The sequence below is a fragment of the Trinickia fusca genome, assembly GCF_003628145.1.
Lineage (GTDB): Bacteria > Pseudomonadota > Gammaproteobacteria > Burkholderiales > Burkholderiaceae > Trinickia > Trinickia fusca.
In genome coordinates this window covers 296,998-321,239 of sequence record NZ_RBZV01000004.1, presented here as the reverse complement: position 1 = coordinate 321,239, position 24,242 = coordinate 296,998, and the positions used below count along the sequence as shown (strand labels likewise).

Here is a 24,242-nt window from a genome sequence, read left to right as displayed (position 1 = left end):
GCGGGGCGGCCACACGCAGCAACCTCGCGCGCGCGGCATGGAATTCGCGCTCGAGCTGCGCGACGATTTCGCCGGCGCCAAGGACGGCATCGATCGTGCCGACGCCTTGCCCCGCACCCCAGATGTCGCGCCATTGCTTGACGCCCCCGTCGCCGGAGAAGTCGATCGCGGCGCCTTCCGCGCGCGGCAGGTTGCGCGGATCGAGGCCTGCTGCTTCGATACTCTGCCGCAGGTAGTTGCCGTGCACGCCCGTGAAGGCATCCGTGTAGATGATGTCAGCGGCGTGCGCGTCGACGAGGGTCTGCTTGTAGCCCTCGACGACGTTCGCCTCGTGCGAGGCAAGAAAGCGCGTGCCGATGTAGGCCGCATCGGCACCCAGCGCGAGGGCTGCGGCGATCGCATCGCCGTTCGCGATCGCGCCGGACAGCACGAGCAGGCCGGCGTGCATGCGCCGTACCTCGCTCACGAGCGCGAATGGCGAAAGCGTCCCTGCATGGCCGCCGGCACCCGCCGCGACCAGAATGAGCCCGTCGACACCGGCTTCGAGTGCTTTCTCTGCGTGTCGGATGGTGGTGACATCGTGAATGATCACGCCTCCATAGCGATGCACCTCGTCGACGATTTCGCGAGGCGGCGCGCGCAGGCTCGTGATCCATAGCGGCACGTGACGGTCGAGGCAGATCCGCATATCGGCTTCGAGCCGGCCGTTCGATTGATGGCAGATCTGATTGACGGCATAAGGCCCGATCGGTTCGCCCGGATGGGCCATGCGATGGGCGGCGAGCGCCTCGTCGATCTGCACGAGCCAATCGTCGAGTTGCGCGCTGGGCCGCGCGTTGAGCGCCGGAAACGCACCGACGATGCCCGCCTTGCATTGGGCAAGCACGAGCTCGGGATAGCTCGCGATCAGCATCGGCGAAGCGATGACCGGAATGCGCAACGACTGGAGGAGGGGCGGCAGCATGAGTGTCTCCTTGCGCGTAGTTCGCGTAGTGTGTTGTCGAGGCGGTACGCGCGGCGATTACTGCTCGACGAGGGCGGCGCTCGCGCGACGTTGCGCGAGGCGCTCGTGGAAGCCGTCGCGCTCGACGGCGCAACGCGTGTGCAGCCCCTCGCCGACGACGCCGGCTGCATCGCGCACGCTGACTTTGTAGGTCATCATGCGGCCGTCGGAGCGGATCAGTTCCGCATCGACGGTCACTTCCCATTCGGGCGGCGTGGGCTGAAGGTGCTTGATCTCGAAGTAGTAGCCGACCGTCATCAACGACGGATCGAGCAGATGGTCGGTCGCCTTCATGCAGGTCTGCTCGATGAAGATGATCATGATCGGGCTGGCGAGCGCGTGCGCTTCACCCCCCCATTGATCGGCGAGCGAGAGCGTGTCTACGCGATATGAGGCTTGTGCCTTGAGGCCGGGGACGATGGGCAAGATGTTCTCCTTGACGAAAGCAAACGGAACGTGCGCGTGCGCCGGGCGCGGCGCGCACGTCGGGTGGGGACGACGGTCGATGGAATCCGACGAGAAAAAAAGCGGCGAATGCCGCGCGGCGCTCAGGCCGGCGCGGCCTCGCGTCTAACCGGGGCCGCGCTTTTGGCGGCGGCGTCGGGCCGGCGCTGCATCTGCGCGAAGATGTTGCGGCGATGCATCTCCTCGGTGCCGCCGGCCGAGATCATCGCGAGCGCGTCGGCTGCGAACGCCGACAGCATGCCGCTGCGATAACCGTTGCTGCCGTGCAGCGCGAGCAGGTCGATGGCCGATTGCGTCAGGTCTTGCGCGGCCGTGAGTTTCGCGATCGAGCAGTTCTCGAGGGCGGCTGGATGGTCGTCCAGCAATTGGCCGAGCGCAGCCAGCGCCATCCAGCGCGAGCGTTCGGCGCGTATGCGCACGTCGACGAGACGGCGCTGCACGTGCTGGTGCGTGTCGATCGAGACATCGAGAATCGAGCGGGTGCCGGCGTAGGCGAGCGCATCCGCCAGGAACGGATGAATCGACGCAGCGCATAGAAGACCGAAGTAAGCGCGGTTCATCGAGGCGATATGCATGAGCGTCTTGAGGCCCTCGCGCGGGGTGCCCAGCAGGCTGCCGGCGTCGATCGGCACATCGTCGAATTCGAGTTCGCCGATCGGCAGGTCGTGCACGCCGAGCGTGGCCTGCGGCACGCTGCGCGATACGCCGCGCAGGGCGGTGTCGAGCAGCACGAGCGCGGTGGCGCTGCGCGGGCCGTCGTCGTAGCGCGATGCGACGAGCACGAGCGCGGCATGAGGGGCGAGGCTGACGTTGTACTTGTGGCCGTTGAGCCGGAAATCCTGCTCGTCGTTCGTCAGGGCCGTTTGAAGCGCGCGTATCTCCGTGCCGGTGCCGCGCTCGGAGATGGCCGTCGCACCGGGTTCGCCATTCAACAACCGCGGCAGCACGTTTGCCTGCTGCCCGCGCGAGCCGTGCGCCAGCAACGCATGAATCAACGTAGCCTGGTTGGCGACGGCCATCGCGAAGCCGATCGAACGCAGGGTGCCGACCAACGCTTCGAACGCTGCCGTGAAGTCCGCCCACGTGCCGCCCGCGCCGCCGAGCGCTGTCGGCACCGCTAGCTGCCACAGACCGGCGTCGGTGATGGTGTGCCAAGCGTTCCAGTCGAACCCGTCGCGTGCATCCAGCCGCGCGTGATGAGCGCCGATGTCGCGATACCGGCGGGCAAGTTCCTGCTGACGGTCGGTGAGGGCGAAGTCCATGTCAGGTGGGGCGCGCAAGCGCTTGAAATGACGATATGGGCGCAATGTAGCGGCAGTCGATGCGCACCGAAACTGGCAGGAATGTCAGACACTTTTGCACGCGCGCTGTCGGTCCCCGCGATCATCGGAGAAGAGCACATCGATCTTCACGTGGCACGGATCGGATAATTGATTCGGATGACGAATCAATATGAAACGGGAAAAGAATTCAGGAGGGGCGAGCGTTGCGGTAAGAACAGGATTGAAAGGTGCGCTGGCGGTCCGCCCTGGATAGGCATTCACCATGCGAATACGACGCATCTACGTAGTGTCGCGCGGTGCCGAGATTGCTATCGTCGGCATAGAAAATGACAATTGGGGAACCCGTTCCCGACCTCCTAGATTTTAAGCACACGGCCCCTTCTGACGTGGGGGCCGCGATGTGCGTCGTTTCCATTCCCACAGTGCAGAAGATTCGGCCGTGCGTCGGGTATCGACCGCCGCACGTGCCGCCCCACAAGGAGGTTCAGATGGCACAGTTGAAAGGCTCGAAAACGGAAGAGAACCTGAAGTCCGCGTTTGCTGGTGAATCTCAAGCGAATCGCCGCTATCTGTATTTCGCGGCGAAGGCCGACGTCGAAGGTCAGAACGATCTGGCTGCGCTGTTCCGCTCGACGGCGGAAGGCGAAACGGGCCACGCGCACGGTCATCTGGAATATCTGGAAGCCGTGGGCGATCCCGCAACGGGTCTGCCGTTCGGTACGTCACGCTTGAATCTGCAATCGGCCATCGCCGGCGAGACGCACGAATATACGGATATGTATCCCGGCATGGCGAAGACTGCTCGCGACGAAGGCTTCGACGAAATCGCCAACTGGTTCGAGACGCTCGCCAAGGCCGAGCGCAGCCACGCGAACCGCTATACGAAGGCCCTCGAAGTGCTGGCCGACTAACGGCGGTCCGGGCGGTCGCCAGCTCGCTGGCGACGCGCTGCATTCGACGCGCGGCGTGCATGAGCACGTCGCGCGCATTTGCCTTGCCCAGCGCATCCGGTGCGCCCGCCACCCTGAAGGAGTGTTGCTTCATGCCGCACAAGGAAGGGAGTCTCGAAGCGCCGACGCGTCATCCGCTCGATTGGCGCTCGGTGGAGTTCTACGATCAGGCATCGATCGATCGCGAGTTGGGACGCGTGTTCGACATCTGCGCGGGCTGCCGGCGCTGCGTGTCGTTGTGCGGCGCGTTTCCGACGCTGTTCGATCTCGTCGACGCGACGGAGAGCGGCGAGGCACACGACGTCGATCCGCAGGCCTATCCGAAAGTCGTCGATCAATGCTATCTGTGCGACCTGTGCTACATGACGAAGTGCCCTTATGTGCCGCCGCATCCGTGGAATGTCGACTTTCCCCATTTGATGCTGCGCGCCAAGGCGGCCAGGTACAAACGCGGCGAGGTGCCGCTGCGCGACAAGGTGCTGTCGAACACCGACGCGTTAGGGCATTTCGCCGGCATTCCCGTCGTCACTCAAACGGTGAACGCCGTCAATCGCATGAAGCCCGCGCGCGCGGCGCTCGAAGCGACGCTGGCCGTCGACCGCCACGCTTGGCTGCCCGACTTCGCCGCGCGCAAATTTCGCCGCGCAGCGAAAGCCTCGCCTGCTGCCCCCGTGCGAGATGGCGAACGGACACCGGGCAAAGTGGCGATCTACGCGACCTGCTATGTGAATTTCAACGAACCGGGCATCGGTCATGACCTCCTTGCTCTGCTCGCGCACAACGAGGTTCCCTATGAGCTCGTCGCAAGCGAGGCTTGTTGCGGCATGCCATTGCTCGAGCAGGGCAACCTCGACGGGGTGGCGGCAAAGAAGGAAAAGAACATCCCCGTGCTCGCCAGGTATGCTCGCGAAGGCTATGCGTTGATCGGGGCCGTACCCAGCTGCGTGCTGATGTACAAGCACGAGCTGCCGCTGATGTTTCCCGAAGACGAAGACGTGAAGGCGGTCAGCGAAGCGTTCTGGGACCCATTCGAGTATTTCGTGTCACGTCATCGCGATGGGTTGCTCAAGACCGACTTCAAGCACGAACTGGGCAAGGTCTCGTACCATGTGCCGTGTCACGGCCGCGTGCAGAATCTCGGTCGCAAGACGTTCGACGCGCTTTCGCTGGTGCCCGGCACCGAGATCAAGGTCGTCGAACGTTGTTCGGGACATGCGGGCACGTTCGGCGTCAAGAAAGAATTTCACGCGACGGCCATGCGTATCGGTACGCCTGTTTTCAAGGCGATGGCCGAACCTGAGCCGGCTTATATTGCTTCGGATTGCCAACTCGCAGGACACCACATCGCGCAGGGTATCGAAGAGGCCGGTTTAAATCCGGCGCCGCTTGCTCATCCGCTTACATTATTGCGTAAGGCTTACGGTATTTGAGCCGTGAACCGCACTTGAAATCGGTAAGGATAACTCGCCATGACGATAACGAGGGATTCGCTGTTGACGCTCGAAAGCTATGCGAAAGTGCGTAAGGCGATGCGCGACGAAGTAATCGAGCACAAGAAAAACCGGTTGGTCCATGTCGGTAATCACTTGACCGTTCTGTTCGAAGACGAGACGACGATCCGTTATCAAATTCAGGAAATGCTTCACATCGAAAAAATCTTCGATGAGGCAGGCATAGATGCCGAGCTCGATGCCTACGTGCCGCTCGTGCCTGACGGCAACAATTTGAAAGCGACGCTGCAGATCGAATATGTGAACGAGGTCGAACGCCGGGCGGCACTGGCACGGCTCATCGGCATCGAAGACCGCATGTTCATGCGTGTCGAAGGCGAGCAGGCGGTGTATGCGATTGCTGACGAAGACCTCCAGCGCGACAACGACGAGAAGACTTCTGCCGTGCACTTCGTGCGGTTCGAATTCACGCCGCGCATGAAAGAACGGTTGCGCGATGGTGCGCGCCTCACCATCGGTTGTGATCATCCGAACTATCCGGTTCCCGATCAGGATATCGCGCCGCAAGTGCTCGCTTCGCTGCGCAACGACCTCCGATAACGCCGCCCGGCGTTATTGAAAACGGCTGCATTCCCGATAGAATTTTCCGGGCACGAGGATTGCATTCGAAGGCTCGCTCGAAATCGTTTTGCTTCGAGCTAGTCATGCGATAAGCATTCCCGTGCTGGTGGGAATTTTCTAATATAAACAAATTTAACAATTTCACAATGGAATGCTTGCCCATAATCTGTTAGGTTGACCTAACATATGCGGCATCAACCGACGTATCGGCATATTGCTGTGCCGAACGCGATGGTATGCTTTCTGCAGCATTTTTCCCATGCACGAGCGAGACCGCCTTTTGTGCGTCACCCGAGGGCAAAACCGCACTGCCTGTGTGCGGTTTTGATCGCTGTAACGAGAACAACAAAGCCATTTGTGCAACCCGGCAGCTGTTGCGGATGACCCGTTCGCAACAGTCGAGCGTCGCGGCCAGGCCAGGCCGTGTGGAGAAAAATATGTTCTTTGAAGAGCTGAACGACGACGAGTGGGCGCGTATCGCCGCTCTTGCGGCGGACGAGCCGGTCCATCCGCATCGACGCGGCCGGCCTCGAGCCGAGACGCGCGTCGTGACCAACGCAGTGCTATGGATTTTGACGACAGGCGAACGCTGGTCCAAGTTACCGGCGCGTTATCCATCCGGCCCGACGTGCCGACGTCGGTTCGACGAGTGGCTCGCCGATGGGACGTTGATCGAAATAGTCAGGGTCTTGTCCGAGACGGGCCGCGCCTTTGCTTATGTGCCGCAACCGCAGCCCGTCGCGCAGTCTGCGCCCAAGCCGGCGCCGGCGCCCGAGTCGCCGCGTCTGCGCGGCGTGTTCTGGACCAATCCGGAATCGTGGCAAGCCGCGAACGGCGCATGCGCGAACACATGCCACACGAGCGACGTGCCGATTGCATCATCGCGGCCATTTCAAGTGCCAGGTACGACGCTGCGCATGCGAGAGCAAGCGCACGATGTTCCGTTGTTGAACGCGACGTCGACGGACAAGCTGACGCAAGATTATCGCGGCTATACGATCCAGGCGCAGGCGCAGGCCGTTGCAAAGCACACGCAGCTGACCTATCGTGCGTCGGCCGAGCTCTTGAAGGACGGCAGGCGTATCGAACGTTCTGGCCTCATCGGTCCGTCCTTCGCCGATCATGAAAGTGCGGAGCGTCATGCGCTCGAGTGGGCGCAGGATTGGATCGATCGTCACGAAAGCGCAGCGGCTGCAGCGGCTGCGGCGTTGGCGAGCCAGGCGCAGGCGGCGGAGCCCGTCGGCGAAATTCCGATTGCACCCGCTGTGGCGGAACGCGCGCTAGCGGCGCCGATCACGGCCATGACGGTTGCCTCGACCACGACACGCTCGCTCGACTCGGCGGTCATCACGACACGAGCGGCGCATGAATGGCTGCTGCACTCCGACAGCCACGGCGACGCCAAACCCCCCGAGTTGCTCTATCACGCCTGACAAGGCGTCACGCGATACGAGTCGAGCGGGGCGGCCGGCGCCGCCTCCCGTCTTCCAGGTTCGACTCGTTTCTATTGCCGCCCGTAGGTATCGTCGAAGCGGACGATGTCGTCTTCGCCGAGATACGAACCGGACTGTACTTCGATGATTTCGAGGGGCAGCTTGCCGGGGTTTTCGAGCCGATGGACTACACCGAGCGGGATGTACGTCGATTCGTTTTCCGAAAGAAGGAACGTTTCTTCCCCGCGTGTCACGCGGGCGGTGCCGCGCACGACGATCCAGTGCTCGGCTCGGTGATGGTGCATCTGTAGCGACAGACGCGCACCAGGCTTCACGACGATGCGCTTGACCTGGAAGCGTTCGCCGTTGTCGACCGAGTCGTAGTAGCCCCACGGACGATGGACCTTACGATGGTTCGCCGCTTCGGGCCCCCGCTGGGCCTTCAGGCGGTTCACGACCTTCTTCACGTCCTGCACGTGAGACTTGTCGGCGACCAGCACGGCATCGGCGGTTTCCACGACGACGAGATCGCGCGTGCCCACGCATGCGACGAGGCGTCCCTCCGAATGCGCGAGCGTCGTGTGCGCGTCTTCGAGCAGCACGTGCCCTTGCGCGACGTTGCCCTGGTCGTCCTTGGGCATGATCTGCCAGATCGCATCCCATGAGCCGACGTCGGACCATCCCGCGCCAAGCGGTACGACGACGCCTGCGCATACCGCGTCGTCATCGCTCAAGTGCTCCATCACCGCATAGTCGATCGAGTTCGACGGCGATTGCCCGAATGCATCGCGATCGAGGCGGAAGAACTCGCCATCGACGCGGCCTTGTGCATAAGCCTTCGAGCACGCGTCGTACATGGCCGGTTCGAGCCAGCGTAGTGCACGCAGCCACGTGGAGGCGCGCATGACGAAGATGCCGCTGTTCCACCAATATTCACCTGATTCGACATACTGCCTCGCCAGCTCGAGATGCGGTTTCTCGACGAAGCGTACGAGCTGGCGTGCGGCGATGCCGCCGGTCGCATCGGCCAGACGGGGCCCGAGGCGCAGATAGCCGTAGCCCGTCTCCGCGTGCGTCGGCACGATGCCGAGCGTGGCGATCATGCCTTGCTCCGCATAGCGCACCGCCGTAGCAACCGCCGCCTGGAAGCCTCGCGCATCGGCTATCGCGTGATCGGCCGGCATCACGACCAGTACCGCGTCGTTGCCCTCGCCGGCGCGCGCGAGCACGTCGAGCGCCGCGCTCGTCAACGCGGGCGCGGTATCGCGCCCGAGCGGCTCGAGCATGATGCGAGCGGTGGCACCGCACGCGCGCAGTTGCTCGGCGGTCGTGAAGCGATGTTCTTCGTTGCAGATGACGACGACTTCATCGGCGAGCGAGAAATCGGCCGTGAGGTCGGCGAGGCGATGTGCGGTCGATTGCAGCAGCGATTCGTCGCCGAGCAGCTCGATCAATTGCTTCGGATAGTGTTCGCGCGACATGGGCCACAAGCGCGTGCCCGATCCTCCGGCCAGCACGACCGGATGAATCTTGAGCCTTGCGCGAACGGTGGGCTCGAGGGCAGCGGATGAGGACGGTGCAAGCGAAAGATCGGTATCTGGCGCGGAAATCGGCATAGTCATCGAGGCCCCCTGGGGCAGGAATCGGTGGCTTCGAGTGTGTCAGGAAGTAAATCGACAATAAAACGGATACCTGTGTGCTGTTTGGCTCATGGGAGCTGCGCGGGGCTCGACCCGTTCGATGTCATCGACGCGCATGCGAGCACGGCTGCAATTGCGACAAAAAAATAAAAAATAATGGGGAAAACCCGGCCGCAATAATTTTGAATATTGGTCCGCTTGCCCTGCGCTTTTTAATAGCGCTTGATGAGAGCCCACGAATAAACGGCTGAAATCGAGGTATCGCGATGATGGGCCTTTTCTCACGGACGATCGACGTTGCGCTTGCGAGCTTCGGTGCGCTCATCGCCGCCGCGCTGTATGTTGGCCGGCCGGTATGGCTCAACGACACGCAGAGTATTGCCGTCGCGTTCGACGGCATGCTCGTGATCGCGCTGTTTCCCGCGTTCGGCATCTATGGCTCGTGGCGCGGCAAGCCGGTGGGCGATCTGTTGTGGCGCACGGCGCTCGCGTGGCTCGTCGTCGAGGGCGCGGGCGTGCTGATGAGCTTCAGCGTGCATCGGGTCGACGCCTTGTCGCGCGGCTGGCTTGCGTTGTGGGCCGCCATGACCGTTGCGCTGCTGTTGGCGACCAAGGGGTTGGTCTATACAGCGCTCAAGCATTTGCGTCGCGGTGGCTTCAATCAGAAGGAGGTGGCGATCGTCGGCACCACGGCTTATGCGGCGTTTCTGATCGAGCGCATGAAGGCACGGCCCGACGCCGGGTTCGCACCGGTTTGCGTGTTCGAGGAAGGCGACGATCACGAGCAGGACCGAGTCCATGCGCTTCGCCGTGACATCGCCGGCGTGCGGCTCGAACGCGATTTCGCCACGTTGGTCTCGCTCGTGCAGCGTCGCGCGATTCGCGAGCTGTGGCTGGCGTTGCCGATATCGTGCGAGCCGACCATTCATCGGATCGTCACGCAATTTCGCAACGATTTCGTCAACATTCGCTTCATCCCCGACGTGCGCAGCTTGTCGCTGTTCAATCAGGAAGTGGTCGATCTGCTCGGCGTGCCGGCGATCACGCTCGCGGCGTCGCCGATCACCGATGTGCGCGTATTGCCGAAGGTCGTGTTCGATCGCCTGTTCGCGCTCGCGGCCCTCGTTGCGCTCGCACCGCTGATGGCCATGATCTCGGTGGCCGTGAAGCTGTCTTCGCCGGGGCCTGTGTTCTTCCGGCAGACGCGTCTTGGCATCGACGGCAACGCGTTCAAGATCTACAAGTTCCGCACGATGAAAGTGCATGCGGAGACGACGGGCAAGGTCACGCAGGCGACGCGTCACGATACGCGCGTCACGCGCGTGGGCCGTTTCCTGCGCAGAACGAGTCTCGATGAGCTGCCGCAGTTCATCAACGTGCTCAAGGGCGAGATGTCGGTTGTCGGACCGCGCCCGCATGCACTCGAGCACGACGATCTCTACAAGGACCTCGTGAAAGGGTACATGTCCCGCTATCGCATCAAGCCCGGCATCACCGGCTGGGCCCAGATTCACGGCTTTCGCGGCGAGACCGACCGCATCGAAAAGATGAGCGGCCGCGTCAAGCTCGACCTGTACTACATCCAGAACTGGACGTTCTGGTTCGACATCAAGATCGTTGTCCTGACGATGTGGAAGGGATTCTCAGGTAGCAACGCCTATTGACCGACACGAGTGCGTACAGGCTTCGCGGCTACGTCGCACGCCACGCTTTTGTCGTTTTTCCTGGGGCCATCGAATTATGAACGTGACCATCATCGGCTGCGGCTACGTCGGCCTTGTGACCGGTGCTTGCCTTTCGGACATCGGCAACGATGTCTGCTGCTTCGATGTCGACGCATCGCGGATTGCGGTGCTCGAAGGAGGCGGTGTGCCGATTCACGAGCCGGGCTTGCGCGAGATCATCGCGCGCAACCGGACGGCGGGCCGTCTGTCGTTCACGACCGATGCGCGCACGGCCATTGCGCATGGCGACGTGATCTTCATTGCCGTCGGGACGCCGAGCGACGAGGACGGCTCGGCCGATCTTCAGTACGTGCTCTCCGCCGCGCGCGAGATCGGACGCTACATGGAGGGTTTTACCGTTGTCGTCGACAAATCGACGGTGCCCGTGGGCACCGCTCGGCGCGTAGGGGACACGATCGCCGAGCAATTGGCGCTGCGCGCCATGGAGCCGCTTTTCTCGGTGGTCTCGAATCCCGAGTTTCTCAAGGAAGGCGCCGCGATCGAGGATTTCACGCGTCCCGAGCGGATCGTGTTGGGTTGCGACGACGACGTGCCGGGCGAGCGCGCGCTCGAGACGATGAAGCGCCTGTACGCGCCGTTCAATCGCAACCGCGAGCGCACGCTGCACATGGACGTTCGCTCGGCCGAGTTCACGAAGTACGCCGCGAACGCGATGCTCGCGACGCGCATCTCGTTCATGAACGAGCTCGCGAATCTGGCCGAGCGCGTCGGCGCCGACATCGATGCGGTGCGCCGCGGCATCGGCTCCGATCCGCGTATCGGCTATCACTTTCTCTATGCGGGTTGTGGCTACGGCGGCTCGTGCTTTCCGAAGGACGTCGAAGCGCTCAAGCGCACCGCACAGGAAAGCGGCCAGGCGCTGCGCATCCTCGAGGCCGTGTCGGCCGTCAACGCCACGCAAAAGCGCGTGCTCGAACGCAAGATCGTCGCGCGTTTCGGCGAAGACCTCGACGGACTCACGTTCGGCGTGTGGGGGCTCGCGTTCAAGCCCGAAACCGACGACATGCGCGAGGCGCCGAGCCGTGTGCTGATTGCGGCGCTGCTGGCGCGCGGCGCGCACGTCGTGGCGTTCGATCCCGTTGCACTCGGCGAAGCGAAGCGCGCGTTCGAGTTCGATCTGCGCGGCGACGACGATGCGCTGAGCCGGCTCACGCTCGTGAACGATCAGATGGAAGCTGCCCAAGGTGTGGACGCGCTCGTCGTCATGACCGAGTGGAAGGCGTTCAAGAGCCCCGATCTGCGCAGCCTCAGGCATCTGCTCAAGCGGCCTGTGATCTTCGATGGGCGCAACCTGTACGACCCGCTCGCGATGGCCGAAACGGGTATCGAATACCACTCGATCGGGCGGCCCTCGTTCGGCACGCCCGGTGTCGAACGTTCGACGCGGCCCGGTGATTCGATTGCCGCCTTCTCCGTATGACTTCACGCCGAGCGCCTATGAATCGTCGTCTCCCATCCCTGCTCCTGTTGACGCTCGTTGTCTCCTGGCTGCCCGGTTGTGCGCTGGTGCCCGGCAACTCGCTCGATTCGTCGCGTCTGCGTGACGACGCCAATCAGCCGCAGAGCACGGACACGTATCTCGTGCATCGCATCACGCCGGACGTGATCTTGTCGCTCGAGACCGCGCAGCCCGTGCCGGCGCAGCTGCCGCAGCCGAACTTTGCGAGCCTGTCGCAGTATGTCTACCGCATCGGGCCGCAAGACATTCTCGGCATCACCGTGTGGGATCACCCTGAGCTGACGACGCCGCAAGGCACGACGTTCTCGGCGGGCGGCACGACGACGCAAACGGTGGCCGGCGCGCTCGCGCAGCCCTATACGACGGCGCTGCCGGGGCAAGCCGATCCGTACGGGCAGACCGTTTCCCCCGACGGCACGATTTTTTTCCCGTTCGCCGGGCGCGTATCGGTAGCGGGCAAGACCGCGCAGCAGGTGCGCGAGCAGCTCGTGAAGGCGCTCGGGCCGTATCTGAAGAATCCGCAACTCGATGTGCGCGTGCTCGCCTACCGTAGCCAGCGCGTGCAGGTGACCGGCCAAATCAAGGCGCCGGGGCCGCTCGCCATCACCGACGTGCCGCTCACGCTCGTCGACGCGATCACACGTTCGGGCGGCACGGCGGACAATGCCGATCTGCAACGCGTGCGACTGACGCGTAACGGCAAGTTCTATCAACTCGACGCGAACGGTCTGCTCGATCGCGGCGACATCTCGCAGAACGTGCTGCTGCAGGACGGCGACATCCTCAACATTCCCGATCGCGCCGACAGCCGCGTGTTCGTGATGGGCGAAGTCAAACAGCCGACGCCGGTGCCGATGATTCGCGGTCGCTTGACGATCGCCGATTCGCTGACGAATGCGGGCGGCATTCTCGATACCGATGCGAATCCGCGTCAGGTGTACGTGATTCGCGGCATGCGCACACGGCCCAGCGCGCCCGACATCTATCGGCTCGACATGACGCAGCCCGACGCGCTGCTGCTGTCGACGCAATTCCAGCTTCAGCCGATGGACGTCGTGTACGTCGGCACGGCGAGCTCGGTGCAGTTCAACCGCCTGCTGCAGCAAGTGTTGCCGACGCTCGAAGCGCTCTTCTACCTGAAGCAGTTGACGAAGTGAACGCCATGAACACGCTCCCTACGCTTCCGCCCCATACGAGCGCTCCCGCCCCCGCGCCGGTGTTGCATGCCGAAGATGAGGATGTGGTCCTCGGCCAGTTGCTGCGCGTGCTCGTCGAAGACGTCAACTGGCTGCTCGGCGTGACATTGACGATCATCGCGATGGCAGCGCTGTACTGCTTCCTGGCCAAGCCGATCTACTCGGCCGACGCGCACGTGCGCGTCGAAGCGGGGAACAACGCCTCTCAGGCGCTGACGCAGACCGTCAATGGCGGAACGGTCGCCAGCGGCGGCCCGACGCTGCCGACCGACGCCGAGATCGAGATGATCAAGAGCCGTGGCGTGGTCGGGCCCGTGGTGGCGCAGTGCAAGCTGAACTACTCGGTGTCGCCGAAGACGATTCCGCTGCTAGGTACGATCGCGGCACGCCTCGCCACGCCAGGCGTGCCGGCTCGGCCATGGCTCGGCTTGTCGTCGTATGCCTGGGGCGGCGAAGTTGCCGACGTCGATTCGATCGACGTGCCCCCTGCCCTCGAAGGGGCACAGCTCACGCTGACGGCGATGGGCGGTGGCCATTACACGTTGCATGACCCCGACGGCAACCTGCTGATCGACGGGCGCGTCGGTCAGCGCGAGAGCGGTGGCGGCGTGACGATCGTCGTCAAGCAGATCGTCGCGCGGCCGGGCACGCGCTTCGTCGTCGTGCGCGCCAACGACCTCGATGCCATCACCGGGTTTCAGATGGCGATCCAGGTGACCGAGCTGGGCAAGCAAACCGGCATCATCGAGATCGAGCTCGAAGACAAGAATCCCCAGCATGCGGCCGATATCGCCAACGCGCTCACGCAGTCGTATCTGCGTCAGTACGTGGGCGCGCGCCAGCAGGAGGCCAGCAAGATGCTCGACTTCCTGAAAGGCGAGGCACCGCGCCTGAAGGCCGATCTCGAACGGGCCGAGGCCGCGTTGACGGCCTATCAGCAGCAGTCGGGCTCGATCAATCCGAGTGATGAAGCGAAGGTTTATCTGGAAGGCAGCATTCAATACGAGCAGCAGATCGCGGCGATGCAACTGCAGATCGCGGCGCTGCAACAGCGCTTCAGCCAGAATCATCCGGTCATTCAAACCGCACAGGAACAGCTCGCGAAACTCGAGGGCGAGCGCGAAAAGTTCAGCGAGCGCTTCCGTAATCTGCCAGCCTCCGAAGTGAAGGGTGTCGCATTGCAACGCGATGCGAAGGTGGCCGAGGACATCTACGTGCTGCTGCTCAATCGCGTGCAGGAGCTATCGGTCCAGAAGGCCGGCACGGGCGGCAACGTGCATCTCGTCGACGCGGCGCTGCGCCCCGGCGTGCCCGTCAAGCCGAAGAAGGTGCTGATCCTCTCTGCTGCGGCGATGCTGGGCCTGATCGCTGGCACCGGCTTCGTGTTTCTGCGCCGCAGCCTGTACCGGGGCATCGATGATCCCGAGCAGATCGAGCGCACGTTCGGTCTGCCGCTCTATGGCCTCGTGCCGTCGAGTGCAGAGGCCGAGGGGCTCGACGGGGCGTTCGTGCGCGGGCAGGGGCGCACGCGGCCGATCCTCGCCTTCACGCGGCCCAACGACGTCTGCACGGAAGCCCTGCGCAGCCTGCGCACGTCGATGCAGTTCGCACTGGCCGAGGCAAGAAATGGCGTGATGGTGTTGACGGGCCCGGCTCCCGGCATTGGCCGCAGCTTCCTGATCGCGAACATTGCCGTGCTGTTTGCCGACTCCGGCAAGCGCGTGCTCGTGATCGACGCGGATATGCGGCGCGGCACGCTCGACGAGTACTTCGGCGGCAATCTGGAGGGTGGGTTGTCCGAGTTGCTGAGCGGGCAGATTTCGCTCGAAGAGGCGATTCGCTCGACGCCGGTGCCCGATCTGAGCTTCATCGCGTCGGGCGCGCGTCCGCCGAACCCTTCAGAACTCCTGATGTCGCCGCGGTTACAGCAGTATCTCGACGGCCTCGCACGACGTTACGACGTGATCCTCGTCGATACGCCACCCGTGCTTGCCGTCACCGATGCCTCGGTGATCGCGGCGCTCGCGGGCACCTCGTTCATCGTCCTGCGCTCGGGCATGCATGCGGAAGCGGACATCGCCGCGTCGCTGAAGCGGCTCGCTACGGCGGGCGTGCAGGTGCAAGGCGGCATTTTCAACGGAATGCCGCATCGTTCGCGGGGCTTCGCCCGTGCCGGTTTTGCGGCTGTTAGGGAATATCTGAACCCATGAAGCTGACGGTCCTCATTCCAACGTATCGCCGGCCCGACGACCTGGCTCGTTGCCTGCTCGCCTTGCAGCGACAGACACGGCAGGCCGAACAGGTCATCGTCGTGGCGCGGCCTGACGACGAGGCCACGCATGCGGCGCTTGCCGACCCGAAGGTGCGCGGTGAGCTCGTGCTCGAATGCGTGATGGTCGATGTGCCCGGGCAGATCGCAGCACTCAATCGAGGGCTCGATAGCGCAAAGGGCGACGTGATCGCGATCACCGACGACGATGCGGCGCCACGTGCCGACTGGCTCGAGCGCATCGCTGCGGCATTCGCGGCCAATCCGCGGCTAGGCGCGGTCGGCGGACGAGACTGGGTGCATGAGCGCGGACGTCTGCTCGATGGTCAATGCCGTCAAGTGGGGCGCGTGATGGCGTCGGGCAAGATCGTCGGCAATCATCATCTTGGCGTCGGCGAGGCGCGTGAGGTCGATTTGCTCAAGGGTGCCAATATGAGCTATCGGCGCGCGGCGATAGCCGGCATCCGCTTCGACGAACGACTGCGTGGCAAAGGCGCGCAAGTCCACGGCGATATGGCGTTCAGCATGAGCGTGAAGCGCTCTGGCTGGAAGCTCGTCTACGATCCGCGCGTGGCGGTCGATCACTATCCGGCGCCGCGCATCGACGAAGATCCGCGCCATGAGCAATCGGCTGTGGCGATTTGCAACGCCGCGTACAACCTGCATCTCACGCTGCGCGAACATTTGCCGCCGCTGCATCGGCTCACCGCGTGGTGGTGGTATGCGCTCATCGGTACGCGCGTGTACCCGGGGCTCGTGCATGCTGTGCTGGCCCTCGCTTCGAAGAACGGCGGCGCCGTTCGCGGACGCTGGCGAGCCGCGCGGCTTGGCGCGCTCGAGGCAAGGCGGGCCACCTCGTGATGCCGTCTGCGCGCGCAGTGCGCGCTCCCGCGATCGACCGCTTGCTGACATCCGATCCCAAGCACTGGGCGGCACAGGCGCTGCTGTGGTCTGCGACGCTCGTGCTTGCGCTTGCCCATCAGGGCGGACTGTTGACGCTGGCGTTTCCGGCGCTCGCGACGCTCGTCGGCCTCTGGCTTTTCGTCGTGAGTCCGGCCCGCTATGTGGGCTTCGTCTGGTGGATGTGGTTTCTGAGCCCCGAAGTGCGGCGCTTTGCCGACTTCGTGCATGGCGGCTACACGCCGACGAGCCCGATTCAGATCGCCCCAGTTGCCGTCACGATGATCAGCGGCCTCGGGCTCGTGCGCCGCTATCGCTTGCTCGGCACGTGGCGCGGCTTGCCCATGTTGTTGATTCTCGTGGCGATCGGTTATGCGTTCGCGGTCGGCATCGTTTCGAGCGGACCGGCCGCGGCCGTCTACGATCTGGCGAACTGGCTCTATCCCGTGTTGATCGGGTTTCACATCGTTGCCCATTGGCGAGATTACCCGGCCTACCGTGAAGTGATCGTGACGACGTTCGTGCGCGGCATGCTCGTGATGGGTGTCTACGGCGTCGTGCAGTTTTTCATCATGCCGCAGTGGGACGCGATGTGGATGATCGGCTCGGAGATGGCTTCGCAGGGCGATCCCGTCCCGATGGGCGTGCGCGTGTTCAGCACGATGAATTCGTCGGGGCCGTTCGCGTTGGCGATGATGGGCGCGCTCGTGCTCGTGCCGGCGTCTACCGATCGCTTGCGCTGGGTGGCGGCCGCGGCGGGCTTTGCCGCATTCGGCTTGTCGCTCGTGCGTTCGACGTGGGGCGGATGGGTCATCGCGCTCGCGATTCAGCTCGCGAAGTCGAGCAATCTCGTTCGCATCCGCATCGTTCTTGGGCTGGCAGTGCTCGCGGCGCTCTCGATGCCGATGCTGGCGTTCGGGCCGGTGGCCGATCGCGTGTCCGCGCGGCTGCAGACCATCACGAATCTCGACGACGACCAAAGCTACGCATCGCGCAACGCATTCTATGCGACGTTCGCGGAAACGGCCTTCACGAACGTCGCGGGCATGGGGCTCGGTGCGACCGGCACATCGACGAAGCTGTCGAACGAAGGCGGCAAGCTCGGCAAATACGGCAACTTCGACAGCGGCGTGATGAACATCCCGTTCGTGCTCGGCTGGCCCGGCACGCTGCTCTATCTCTCGGGCCTCGGCTGGTTGCTGGTCCGCGCGTTGCGTGTGTCGTTTTCGCTAGGCGGCGACAAGTTCGCTCAAGCCTGCCTCTCGCTCGCCGGCTCCGTCTTCGCCATGATCGTCTTCGCGAATTCGTTTATCGGCACGGGTGGGCTATTGATGTATATGAGCATCGCTTCGCTGTTGTCGGCTGCGCAATGGCGCAAGTCGCAGCGTCAGGCCGCGATACGTCGCGCCGGCCCGTCACTTATTTAGCGAGGCATCGAAGTCATGAGAGTGGCGATCGTTACGCATGCGGTCCGTCATAACGACGGTCAAGGCCGCGTCAATCATGAAATCGCTTCGGCAGCGCTTGCCGAAGGCTGCACGGTGACGCTCGTCGCCACGCACGTCGCGCCTGCGCTGCTTGCCCATCCCAGGTTGCGCTGGGTGCCGATCCACGTAGGCCGAGTCTGGCAGACGAATCTGATTCGGCATCAGGTCTTTGCGATCAAGAGCGCACTGTGGCTGCGCCAGCATCGCCACGAGTTCGATGTCGTGCACGTCAACGGCTTCATCTCGTGGGTTCATGCCGATGTGAACACGGCCCACTTCGTGCACAGCGGGTGGTTCGCGAGTCCGTACTACCCCTATGGGCTTTCGGGTGGGCTGAACGCCGCTTATCAATACCTCTACACCTGCCTGAATGCCAGGCTCGAGCGCTGGGCCTATCGGCGCTCGAGCGTCGTTGCTGCCGTGTCGGAGAAGGTTGCGGCCGAGTTGCGCGAGGCCGGTGTACCGGCTCAGAGGATCGAAGTGATCCACAACGGGGTGGATGTTCAGACGTTCGCAGGCGCACGCGGCGACAGGCGCCGGTTCGGGCTGCCCGACGACGCGTTCCTGCTGCTCTTTGCCGGCGATTTACGCACGCCGCGTAAAAACCTCGGCACGGTACTCAGCGCGCTCGTGCATCTGCCGGAGAACGTGCATGTCGTCGTAGCGGGACGGCTGCATGGCAGCCGTTATCCCGACGTCGCACGCACGTTGCGGCTCGATCATCGTGTGCATTTTCTCGACTTCGTCGAGGATGTGCCGAGCCTCATGCACAGCGTCGATGCTTACGTGTTTCCGTCGAGATACGAGGCGATGAGCTTGTCGCTGCTCGAAGCGATCGCCGCAGGGCTGCCGGTCGTCACCGCGCGCACGGCGGGTGGTGCCGAAGTGATTGGCCCGGACTGCGGCATCGTGCTGCCCGACCCGGATGATCCGCGCGAGCTGGCCAAAGCGATTGCGGCGCTCGCCGACGATGAGTGGCGCTGCCGTCTGATGGGCGCGCAAGCGAGCCGGCTCGCGCGCCAATTCGAGTGGTCGCGGATGGCGGCACGCTATCTCGACCTGTATCGCCGCGTCGCGCGGCAGGCCGCGCATGCGGCGAGCGGTACGGGGGAGGGCAACCGTGCGAGCGATACCATCAACGATCGCCCGGCGGGTGCCCGCTTGATCCCGACCGATGGAGGTGAGCCTAAATGACACTAACGATGAAAACGGGACAAGTGACGCAAGCTGAGATCAAATCGTTGCAGATCGGGATGCACTGGTTTCCCGAACGCGCTGGCGGTCTCGACCGCATGTACTACTCGCTCGTGCGCGCACTGCCGGGAGCGGGCGTGGCCGTGCGCGGCATGGTGGCCGGTTCGCACCGCGTGGCGCATGATACGGGCGGCGCGATTCGCGGCTTTGGGCCGGAGGCGCAGCCGTTGCCGCTTCGCTTGATGGCAGCACGCAAGGCCTTCATGGAGGCGCTAAAGAGGGAGCGGCCCGACGTGATCTCTTCGCACTTTGCGCTTTATACGTGGCCGAGCTTGAGTCTCGCGCGCGACATCGCGCAGGTGTCGCACTTTCAGGGGCCGTGGGCCGATGAGAGCAGTGTGGAGGGCGCGGCGTCGTGGGGGCGAAGCGCGAAGCGCTGGGTGGAGCGTTCGGTGTACGCGCGTTCGACGCGGCTCATCGTGCTGTCGGATGCGTTCGGCCGCATCTTGACGACGCACTACGGTGTGCCGGCCGAGCGCGTGCGTGTGGTGCCGGGGTGCGTGGACGTGTCGCGCTTCGACGTGAAGATGACGAGCCGTCAGGCAAGGCAGCGTCTGCAGTTGCCGCAGGATAGGCCGATCGTCTTGACGGTGCGACGGCTCGTGCGCCGCATGGGGATCGAGGATCTGATCGATGCGATGGCGCTCGTGAAGGCGCGGCGAGGTTCCGATGCGTTGTTGCTGATCGCGGGCAAAGGACGGCTAGCCGATGAATTGGAGGGGCGTATCGCGGCAGCAGGGCTCGAGAACGATGTGAAGCTGCTGGGCTTCGTGCCTGATGAACGTTTGCCGGAGTTGTATCGCGCGGCGACGTTGAGCGTGGTGCCGACGGTGGCGCTCGAAGGGTTCGGGCTCGTGACCGTGGAGTCGCTTGCTGCTGGCACGCCTGTGCTGGTGACGCCGGTGGGTGGGTTGCCGGAGGCGGTGGCGGGGTTGTCGAGCGATCTGGTGCTGCCGGCTACCGGGGCCGATGCGATCGCGGAGGGGATCGACGCGGCGCTCGATGGGCGGTTGAGGTTGCCGGATGCGCAGGCGTGCAGGGAATATGCCCTGGCGAACTTCGATAATGCGGTGATCGCGCGACGGGTTGCGCAGGTTTATCGGGAGGCTATTGAGGTGGGGGTGGTTTGAGGGGGCGTGTTTGGCCGTATTCGCCGGCTCTTGATTATCATATCCCCGTTGGGGATATATGATCCCCGCACCATGCCTCGCTTCGAGAGAAAAATGCCGAATCAACCTGCTGCGCTGCTGAAGACGATCGACGCCGACAAGGCAACGCTCGATGCTGCGCGCCCACTGCCGTCGCATACGGTCGCATCGCTGCGCGAGAAGCTGATGTTGGAGTGGACGTATCACTCGAATGCGATCGAGGGCAACACGCTGACGCTGCGGGAAACGAAAGTGGTTCTTGAAGGGATCACGGTTGGCGGAAAGTCTATTCGCGAGCATTTCGAGGCAACGAACCACCGTGACGCGATCCTATACGTCGAGGAGATCGTCTCGCGGCATGAAACATTGACCGAGTGGCAGGTTCGCAACCTCCATTCGCTCGTTCTGAAGAGCATCGATTCCGAACAGGCGGGCCGCTATCGCCAAGAGAACGTCGTGATCGCAGGCGCGAGCACGACGCCGCCTGACTTCGTCCACCTCCCTGCTGAAATGGTCGCGTTGATCGACTGGTACGGCCAGGCTGGCGCGATGCACCCCGTCGAACGCGCGGCGGAACTGCACACCCGGTTTGTGAAGATTCACCCATTTGTCGATGGCAATGGTCGGACGGGACGGTTGCTGCTGAACTTCGAGCTGATGAAGGAAGGCTACCCGCCCGCGATCATCCGTAAGGAAGATCGACTCGCTTACTACGATGCGCTCGATGTCGCGTGTGTCAACGGTGACTACAGCGAAATCACCGATCTGGTCGCAGCGTCGGTGCAGCGATCGCTTGATATTTATCTCGAAGTGCTTGGGCTGCGTCACACACATGATCCTGACAAAGCTCCGCGTTCGCCAGGAGGTAACTGAGGGACAAGCAGAATTTCTGGGGCACCCTGAACTTTGCTGACTCGACGGCAAGCATCGCCTTCATTCGTGCATGATTACCGGCCCAGTTCTGGATACGCGGCCGATAAACCACGAATAGCTCCACAGCAAATGGAGGTGAATGTCATATGAGCACACTGCGCACCTATGCGGCCGTCGGCCTTCTGGCTTCGATGTTGCTGACGAGCAGCCTGTCGAGCCCGGCCGCGACGGCTGCCCCCGCATTTACGTGGGGCATGTGTGGGCATCCCAGCCCGAGTCAGGCGCTTTGGAGCGACTATCCCACGCAATTCGCGACGCTTGGGCACCGCGGCCTCAAGACCTACCGGTTCGATGTTGCGCTGACGGGAGATAGCGGCACAGCCACTACAACGCTCCAGGCACTGGGTTCCCTGTCCAAGGCTTATCACATCACCCTGCACCCCATTCTCTACGTGCCGTTTACTTGGGGCGATGCGACGGACAGTGGCAAGTATCCGAACACGGACGCGGGCCTCGAGGCACAGGGCTATGATCGCGTCTATCCTATTGCCCGGGAATTCGCAGGTTCGATCCACGACTGGGAGCTCGAGAACGAGCTGAGCTTGCGCAAAGGATTCAAGAGCGGCGTCGGAGGTTCTGCCGGTGACTATGCCACTCCCTTGGCGCACCAATGGGCGGCGGTGCTGCGCGGCATGTCGCGCGCGATCCACGATGCCGGCACGCAAACCGGTCAACCGCTCAGAACAGTTGTCGACACCGTTTATGCGGACTTCGGACTGGTGCCGTTCCTGGAGGCGCAAGGCGTTGTCGTCGACAAGCTGGCCTATCACTACTATTACGGTGCGGGAACCAGCCCTTACCGAGTCAGCACGCCGAGCGGCACGATCGATGTCTTCGCCGAAATGCACAAAATCGGCAAGCCCGTCATCGTCAACGAGCTCAATGCGGCTGAGATATACGCACCGCTGCAGGGCAAGCCCTACGACGATGCGAAGGCCCTCATCAGCCTGAAGACGCATATCGAGTACTTGCTGAGCCAGAAGGACGCCAATATTGAGGGCGCGGAATTCTACGAGCTCTATGACGAGCCGCGCAAAAACGCGGCCGAGTCGAACTTCGGCTTTCTGACCGATCCGGCGCATCCGAAAACCCAGCTGTTGCTGGGCACCGTCTACGCCTGCGGCCGACTCTCACCGGGTGAGCGGGCGACGCTCATCGCCCGAGGGCTCTTTACCGAAGCCAGTCTGGCCGCGAGATTGGCGCTCTGCCCATCGGGGCAGCCGTAATTCGGTGAGCTGGGGCGGTCGCTACACGGCTAAGCGTTGTAGTCGGCCCTTGGCGCGCCAAATTGATCGTTGCATCGACGGCGGACAGCTCGACTTCGGCAGCCGGGCCCGCCACCCGTGTATCATCGCCCCCGCGCCGCTCAATCCGATAGCCACCCCCATACACGATGTCAGTTGCCGAACTCAAGCGCCGCCGCACGTTTGCGGTCATTTCGCACCCGGATGCCGGGAAAACCACGCTCACCGAAAAGCTCCTGCTGTTTTCGGGGGCAATTCAGATCGCTGGCACCGTCAAGGGCAAGAAGAGCGGCCGCTTCGCCACGTCCGACTGGATGGAGATCGAAAAGCAGCGCGGCATTTCGGTGGCGAGCTCGGTCATGCAGTTCGAATACGGCGACGCCGTCATCAATCTGCTCGATACGCCGGGCCACGAGGATTTCTCTGAAGATACCTACCGCGTGCTGACGGCTGTCGACGCGGCCGTGATGGTCATCGACGGCGCAAACGGGGTCGAAGCCCAGACGCTGAAGCTGCTCGAGGTGTGCCGCAGCCGCCGCACGCCGATCGTCACGTTCATCAACAAGCTCGACCGCGAAGTGCGCGAGCCGCTCGACCTGCTCGACGAAATCGAACAGCACCTCGGCGTGGCCGCCGTGCCGTTCACCTGGCCCATCGGCATGGGCAAGGAGTTCCAGGGCGTCTACGACCTTCAACGCGATCAGGTGCGCGTGTTCCGCGCGGGCCAGGAGACGGCAGGCGGGGCCGTCGAAACGCTGAGCGCGCTCGGCGCGGACGAGGGCGAGCAACGCTTCGGTTTCGCCTGGACGCGCGCGAAGGACGAGATCGACCTCATCACGGCGGCGACGCCTTCGTTCGATCGCGAAGCCTTCCTGGCCGGCGATCAGTCGCCCGTGCTGTTCGGTTCGGCGATCAACAACTTCGGCGTGAAGGAGATTCTCGACGCACTCGTCGATCTCGCACCGCCGCCGTCGGCGCGCATGACCGTGCAGCGCCCCGTGCAGCCCGAGGAGCCGAAGTTCACGGGCGTCGTCTTCAAGGTGCAAGCGAACATGGATCTCGCGCACCGCGATCGTGTCGCGTTCATCCGCGTCTGCTCGGGCCGCTTCGAGCGCGGTATGGCACTCAAGGTCACGCGTACGAACAAGTCGTTTCGCGCCAATAACGTCGTGACGTTTCTGTCGCAGCGTCGCGAAACGGTCAGCGAGGCTTACCCTGGCGACATCATCGGGATTCCTAACCATGGCACGCTGAGCCTCGGCGATACGCTGACCGAAGGCGAGGATCTGCAATTCGTGGGCCTGCCGTTCTTCGCGCCCGAGATCTTCCAGACCATCGAGGTCATCGATCCGATGCGCGCCAAGCAGCTTGGCGAAGCGCTCAAGCAACTCGGCGAGGAAGGCGCCATTCAGGTGTTCCGGCCCACGCACGGCGGCTCGATGATTCTGGGCGCCGTGGGGCAGCTGCAATTCGAAGTGGTGTCGCACCGGCTGTCGGCCGAATACAAGGTCGACGTGCGCACCTTCCCGGCACGCTATCGCATGTCGCGTTGGGTGACGTGTGACGATGCCGGCGAGTTGCGTCGTTTCTGCGATGCCTACGCAGCGCGTATCGCGCACGACGTGTCGAACGCGCCGACGTACCTGGCCTCGCACATCTCCGAGATCGAAGTCGCGCAAAAGGCATGGCCCAAGATCGTCTTCAACGAATTGCGCGAGCATTCGGGCGCGCCGTTCAAGAAGTCGATGTAGGCATTGGGTG

The 24,242-nt window shown here is 63.4% G+C and carries 18 protein-coding genes and 1 pseudogene; 15 read left to right on the top strand and 4 right to left on the bottom strand.

All coding sequences use genetic code 11. From position 1 onward, the window contains the following. Window positions 1–19: 19 nt before the first annotated feature. The 3 genes and pseudogenes from D7S89_RS27820 to D7S89_RS13410 all read right to left on the bottom strand — a co-directional run. Window positions 20–964 (bottom strand): annotated as a pseudogene (locus tag D7S89_RS27820) (NAD(P)H-dependent flavin oxidoreductase); the annotation flags it as partial. A gap of 57 nt (window positions 965–1,021) precedes the next feature. Then, a complete protein-coding gene (locus tag D7S89_RS13415; protein WP_121278163.1) occupies window positions 1,022–1,429 on the bottom strand; it encodes a thioesterase family protein in 408 nt (135 codons plus the stop codon). Between the two features lie 122 nt (window positions 1,430–1,551). Continuing rightward, window positions 1,552–2,730 (bottom strand): acyl-CoA dehydrogenase family protein, encoded by a 1,179-nt coding sequence (locus D7S89_RS13410; RefSeq protein WP_121278162.1) that lies wholly within the window; start codon window positions 2,728–2,730, stop codon window positions 1,552–1,554. Between the two features lie 509 nt (window positions 2,731–3,239). Here D7S89_RS13410 and D7S89_RS13405 point away from each other — a divergent pair. The 4 genes from D7S89_RS13405 (at window position 3,240) to D7S89_RS13390 (ending at window position 7,206) form a co-directional block, all read left to right on the top strand. After that, a complete protein-coding gene (locus D7S89_RS13405; protein ID WP_121278161.1) occupies window positions 3,240–3,662 on the top strand; it encodes a rubrerythrin family protein in 423 nt (140 codons plus the stop codon). A gap of 131 nt (window positions 3,663–3,793) precedes the next feature. Then, window positions 3,794–5,131, top strand: a complete 1,338-nt coding sequence (locus D7S89_RS13400; RefSeq protein WP_121278333.1) for a heterodisulfide reductase-related iron-sulfur binding cluster — start codon at window positions 3,794–3,796, stop codon at window positions 5,129–5,131. 39 nt (window positions 5,132–5,170) lie between these two features. Beyond that, complete coding sequence (locus D7S89_RS13395) at window positions 5,171–5,752, top strand: DUF3501 family protein (RefSeq protein ID WP_121278160.1); 582 nt, start codon at window positions 5,171–5,173, stop codon at window positions 5,750–5,752. A 458-nt stretch (window positions 5,753–6,210) separates the two neighbouring features. Further along, window positions 6,211–7,206, top strand: coding sequence for a transposase (locus D7S89_RS13390; protein ID WP_121278332.1), 996 nt, complete (start codon window positions 6,211–6,213; stop codon window positions 7,204–7,206). A gap of 71 nt (window positions 7,207–7,277) precedes the next feature. Here the strand turns inward: D7S89_RS13390 and D7S89_RS13385 are convergent, their stop codons facing one another. Continuing rightward, complete coding sequence (locus tag D7S89_RS13385; protein ID WP_245982880.1) at window positions 7,278–8,828, bottom strand: mannose-1-phosphate guanylyltransferase/mannose-6-phosphate isomerase; 1,551 nt, start codon at window positions 8,826–8,828, stop codon at window positions 7,278–7,280. Window positions 8,829–9,112: 284 nt separating this feature from the next. Between D7S89_RS13385 and D7S89_RS13380 the strand changes: the two genes are divergently transcribed. The 11 genes from D7S89_RS13380 (at window position 9,113) to D7S89_RS13330 (ending at window position 24,232) form a co-directional block, all read left to right on the top strand. Further along, entirely contained in the window at window positions 9,113–10,510 is a 1,398-nt protein-coding gene (locus D7S89_RS13380; protein ID WP_121278158.1) for an undecaprenyl-phosphate glucose phosphotransferase, read from the top strand. A gap of 76 nt (window positions 10,511–10,586) precedes the next feature. After that, window positions 10,587–12,011: a UDP-glucose dehydrogenase family protein gene (locus D7S89_RS13375; protein WP_121278157.1), complete on the top strand. Its 1,425-nt coding sequence runs from the start codon at window positions 10,587–10,589 to the stop codon at window positions 12,009–12,011. Between the two features lie 17 nt (window positions 12,012–12,028). Further along, window positions 12,029–13,207, top strand: coding sequence for a polysaccharide biosynthesis/export family protein (locus D7S89_RS13370; RefSeq protein ID WP_121278156.1), 1,179 nt, complete (start codon window positions 12,029–12,031; stop codon window positions 13,205–13,207). A 5-nt stretch (window positions 13,208–13,212) separates the two neighbouring features. Further along, window positions 13,213–15,456, top strand: a complete 2,244-nt coding sequence (locus D7S89_RS13365) for a polysaccharide biosynthesis tyrosine autokinase (protein ID WP_121278155.1) — start codon at window positions 13,213–13,215, stop codon at window positions 15,454–15,456. Then, entirely contained in the window at window positions 15,453–16,376 is a 924-nt protein-coding gene (locus D7S89_RS13360) for a glycosyltransferase family 2 protein (RefSeq protein ID WP_121278154.1), read from the top strand. The genes D7S89_RS13365 and D7S89_RS13360 overlap by 4 nt, the downstream gene beginning before the upstream one ends. Further along, the gene (locus tag D7S89_RS13355) at window positions 16,376–17,842 is read left to right on the top strand and encodes a glucose-6-phosphate isomerase (RefSeq protein WP_121278153.1); all 1,467 of its coding nucleotides are present in this window, start codon (window positions 16,376–16,378) and stop codon (window positions 17,840–17,842) included. Before D7S89_RS13360 ends, D7S89_RS13355 begins: the two co-directional genes overlap by 1 nt. A gap of 15 nt (window positions 17,843–17,857) precedes the next feature. After that, window positions 17,858–19,096 (top strand): glycosyltransferase family 4 protein, encoded by a 1,239-nt coding sequence (locus D7S89_RS13350; protein WP_121278152.1) that lies wholly within the window; start codon window positions 17,858–17,860, stop codon window positions 19,094–19,096. A gap of 23 nt (window positions 19,097–19,119) precedes the next feature. Further along, window positions 19,120–20,286, top strand: coding sequence for a glycosyltransferase family 4 protein (locus D7S89_RS13345; RefSeq protein WP_121278331.1), 1,167 nt, complete (start codon window positions 19,120–19,122; stop codon window positions 20,284–20,286). Between the two features lie 93 nt (window positions 20,287–20,379). Continuing rightward, window positions 20,380–21,177, top strand: a complete 798-nt coding sequence (locus tag D7S89_RS13340) for a Fic family protein (RefSeq protein WP_121278151.1) — start codon at window positions 20,380–20,382, stop codon at window positions 21,175–21,177. A 146-nt stretch (window positions 21,178–21,323) separates the two neighbouring features. Then, window positions 21,324–22,463 (top strand): hypothetical protein, encoded by a 1,140-nt coding sequence (locus D7S89_RS13335; RefSeq protein ID WP_245982877.1) that lies wholly within the window; start codon window positions 21,324–21,326, stop codon window positions 22,461–22,463. A 167-nt stretch (window positions 22,464–22,630) separates the two neighbouring features. Beyond that, window positions 22,631–24,232 (top strand): peptide chain release factor 3, encoded by a 1,602-nt coding sequence (locus D7S89_RS13330; protein ID WP_121278150.1) that lies wholly within the window; start codon window positions 22,631–22,633, stop codon window positions 24,230–24,232. Window positions 24,233–24,242: the final 10 nt, after the last annotated feature.

Excerpts from the sequence above, each read along its gene's own strand:
- D7S89_RS13330 (WP_121278150.1), top strand. The coding sequence starts at position 22,631 with ATGTCAGTTGCCGAACTCAAGCGCCGCCGCACGTTTGCGGTCATTTCG.
- D7S89_RS13405 (WP_121278161.1), top strand. The coding sequence starts at position 3,240 with ATGGCACAGTTGAAAGGCTCGAAAACGGAAGAGAACCTGAAGTCCGCG.
- D7S89_RS13390 (WP_121278332.1), top strand. The coding sequence starts at position 6,211 with ATGTTCTTTGAAGAGCTGAACGACGACGAGTGGGCGCGTATCGCCGCT.
- D7S89_RS13340 (WP_121278151.1), top strand. The coding sequence starts at position 20,380 with ATGCCGAATCAACCTGCTGCGCTGCTGAAGACGATCGACGCCGACAAG.
- D7S89_RS13395 (WP_121278160.1), top strand. The coding sequence starts at position 5,171 with ATGACGATAACGAGGGATTCGCTGTTGACGCTCGAAAGCTATGCGAAA.
- D7S89_RS13370 (WP_121278156.1), top strand. The coding sequence starts at position 12,029 with ATGAATCGTCGTCTCCCATCCCTGCTCCTGTTGACGCTCGTTGTCTCC.
- D7S89_RS13375 (WP_121278157.1), top strand. The coding sequence starts at position 10,587 with ATGAACGTGACCATCATCGGCTGCGGCTACGTCGGCCTTGTGACCGGT.
- D7S89_RS13335 (WP_245982877.1), top strand. The coding sequence starts at position 21,324 with ATGAGCACACTGCGCACCTATGCGGCCGTCGGCCTTCTGGCTTCGATG.
- D7S89_RS13400 (WP_121278333.1), top strand. The coding sequence starts at position 3,794 with ATGCCGCACAAGGAAGGGAGTCTCGAAGCGCCGACGCGTCATCCGCTC.
- D7S89_RS13365 (WP_121278155.1), top strand. The coding sequence starts at position 13,213 with ATGAACACGCTCCCTACGCTTCCGCCCCATACGAGCGCTCCCGCCCCC.
- D7S89_RS13385 (WP_245982880.1), bottom strand. The coding sequence starts at position 8,828 with ATGACTATGCCGATTTCCGCGCCAGATACCGATCTTTCGCTTGCACCG.
- D7S89_RS13350 (WP_121278152.1), top strand. The coding sequence starts at position 17,858 with ATGAGAGTGGCGATCGTTACGCATGCGGTCCGTCATAACGACGGTCAA.
- D7S89_RS13355 (WP_121278153.1), top strand. The coding sequence starts at position 16,376 with ATGCCGTCTGCGCGCGCAGTGCGCGCTCCCGCGATCGACCGCTTGCTG.
- D7S89_RS13410 (WP_121278162.1), bottom strand. The coding sequence starts at position 2,730 with ATGGACTTCGCCCTCACCGACCGTCAGCAGGAACTTGCCCGCCGGTAT.
- D7S89_RS13380 (WP_121278158.1), top strand. The coding sequence starts at position 9,113 with ATGATGGGCCTTTTCTCACGGACGATCGACGTTGCGCTTGCGAGCTTC.
- D7S89_RS13360 (WP_121278154.1), top strand. The coding sequence starts at position 15,453 with ATGAAGCTGACGGTCCTCATTCCAACGTATCGCCGGCCCGACGACCTG.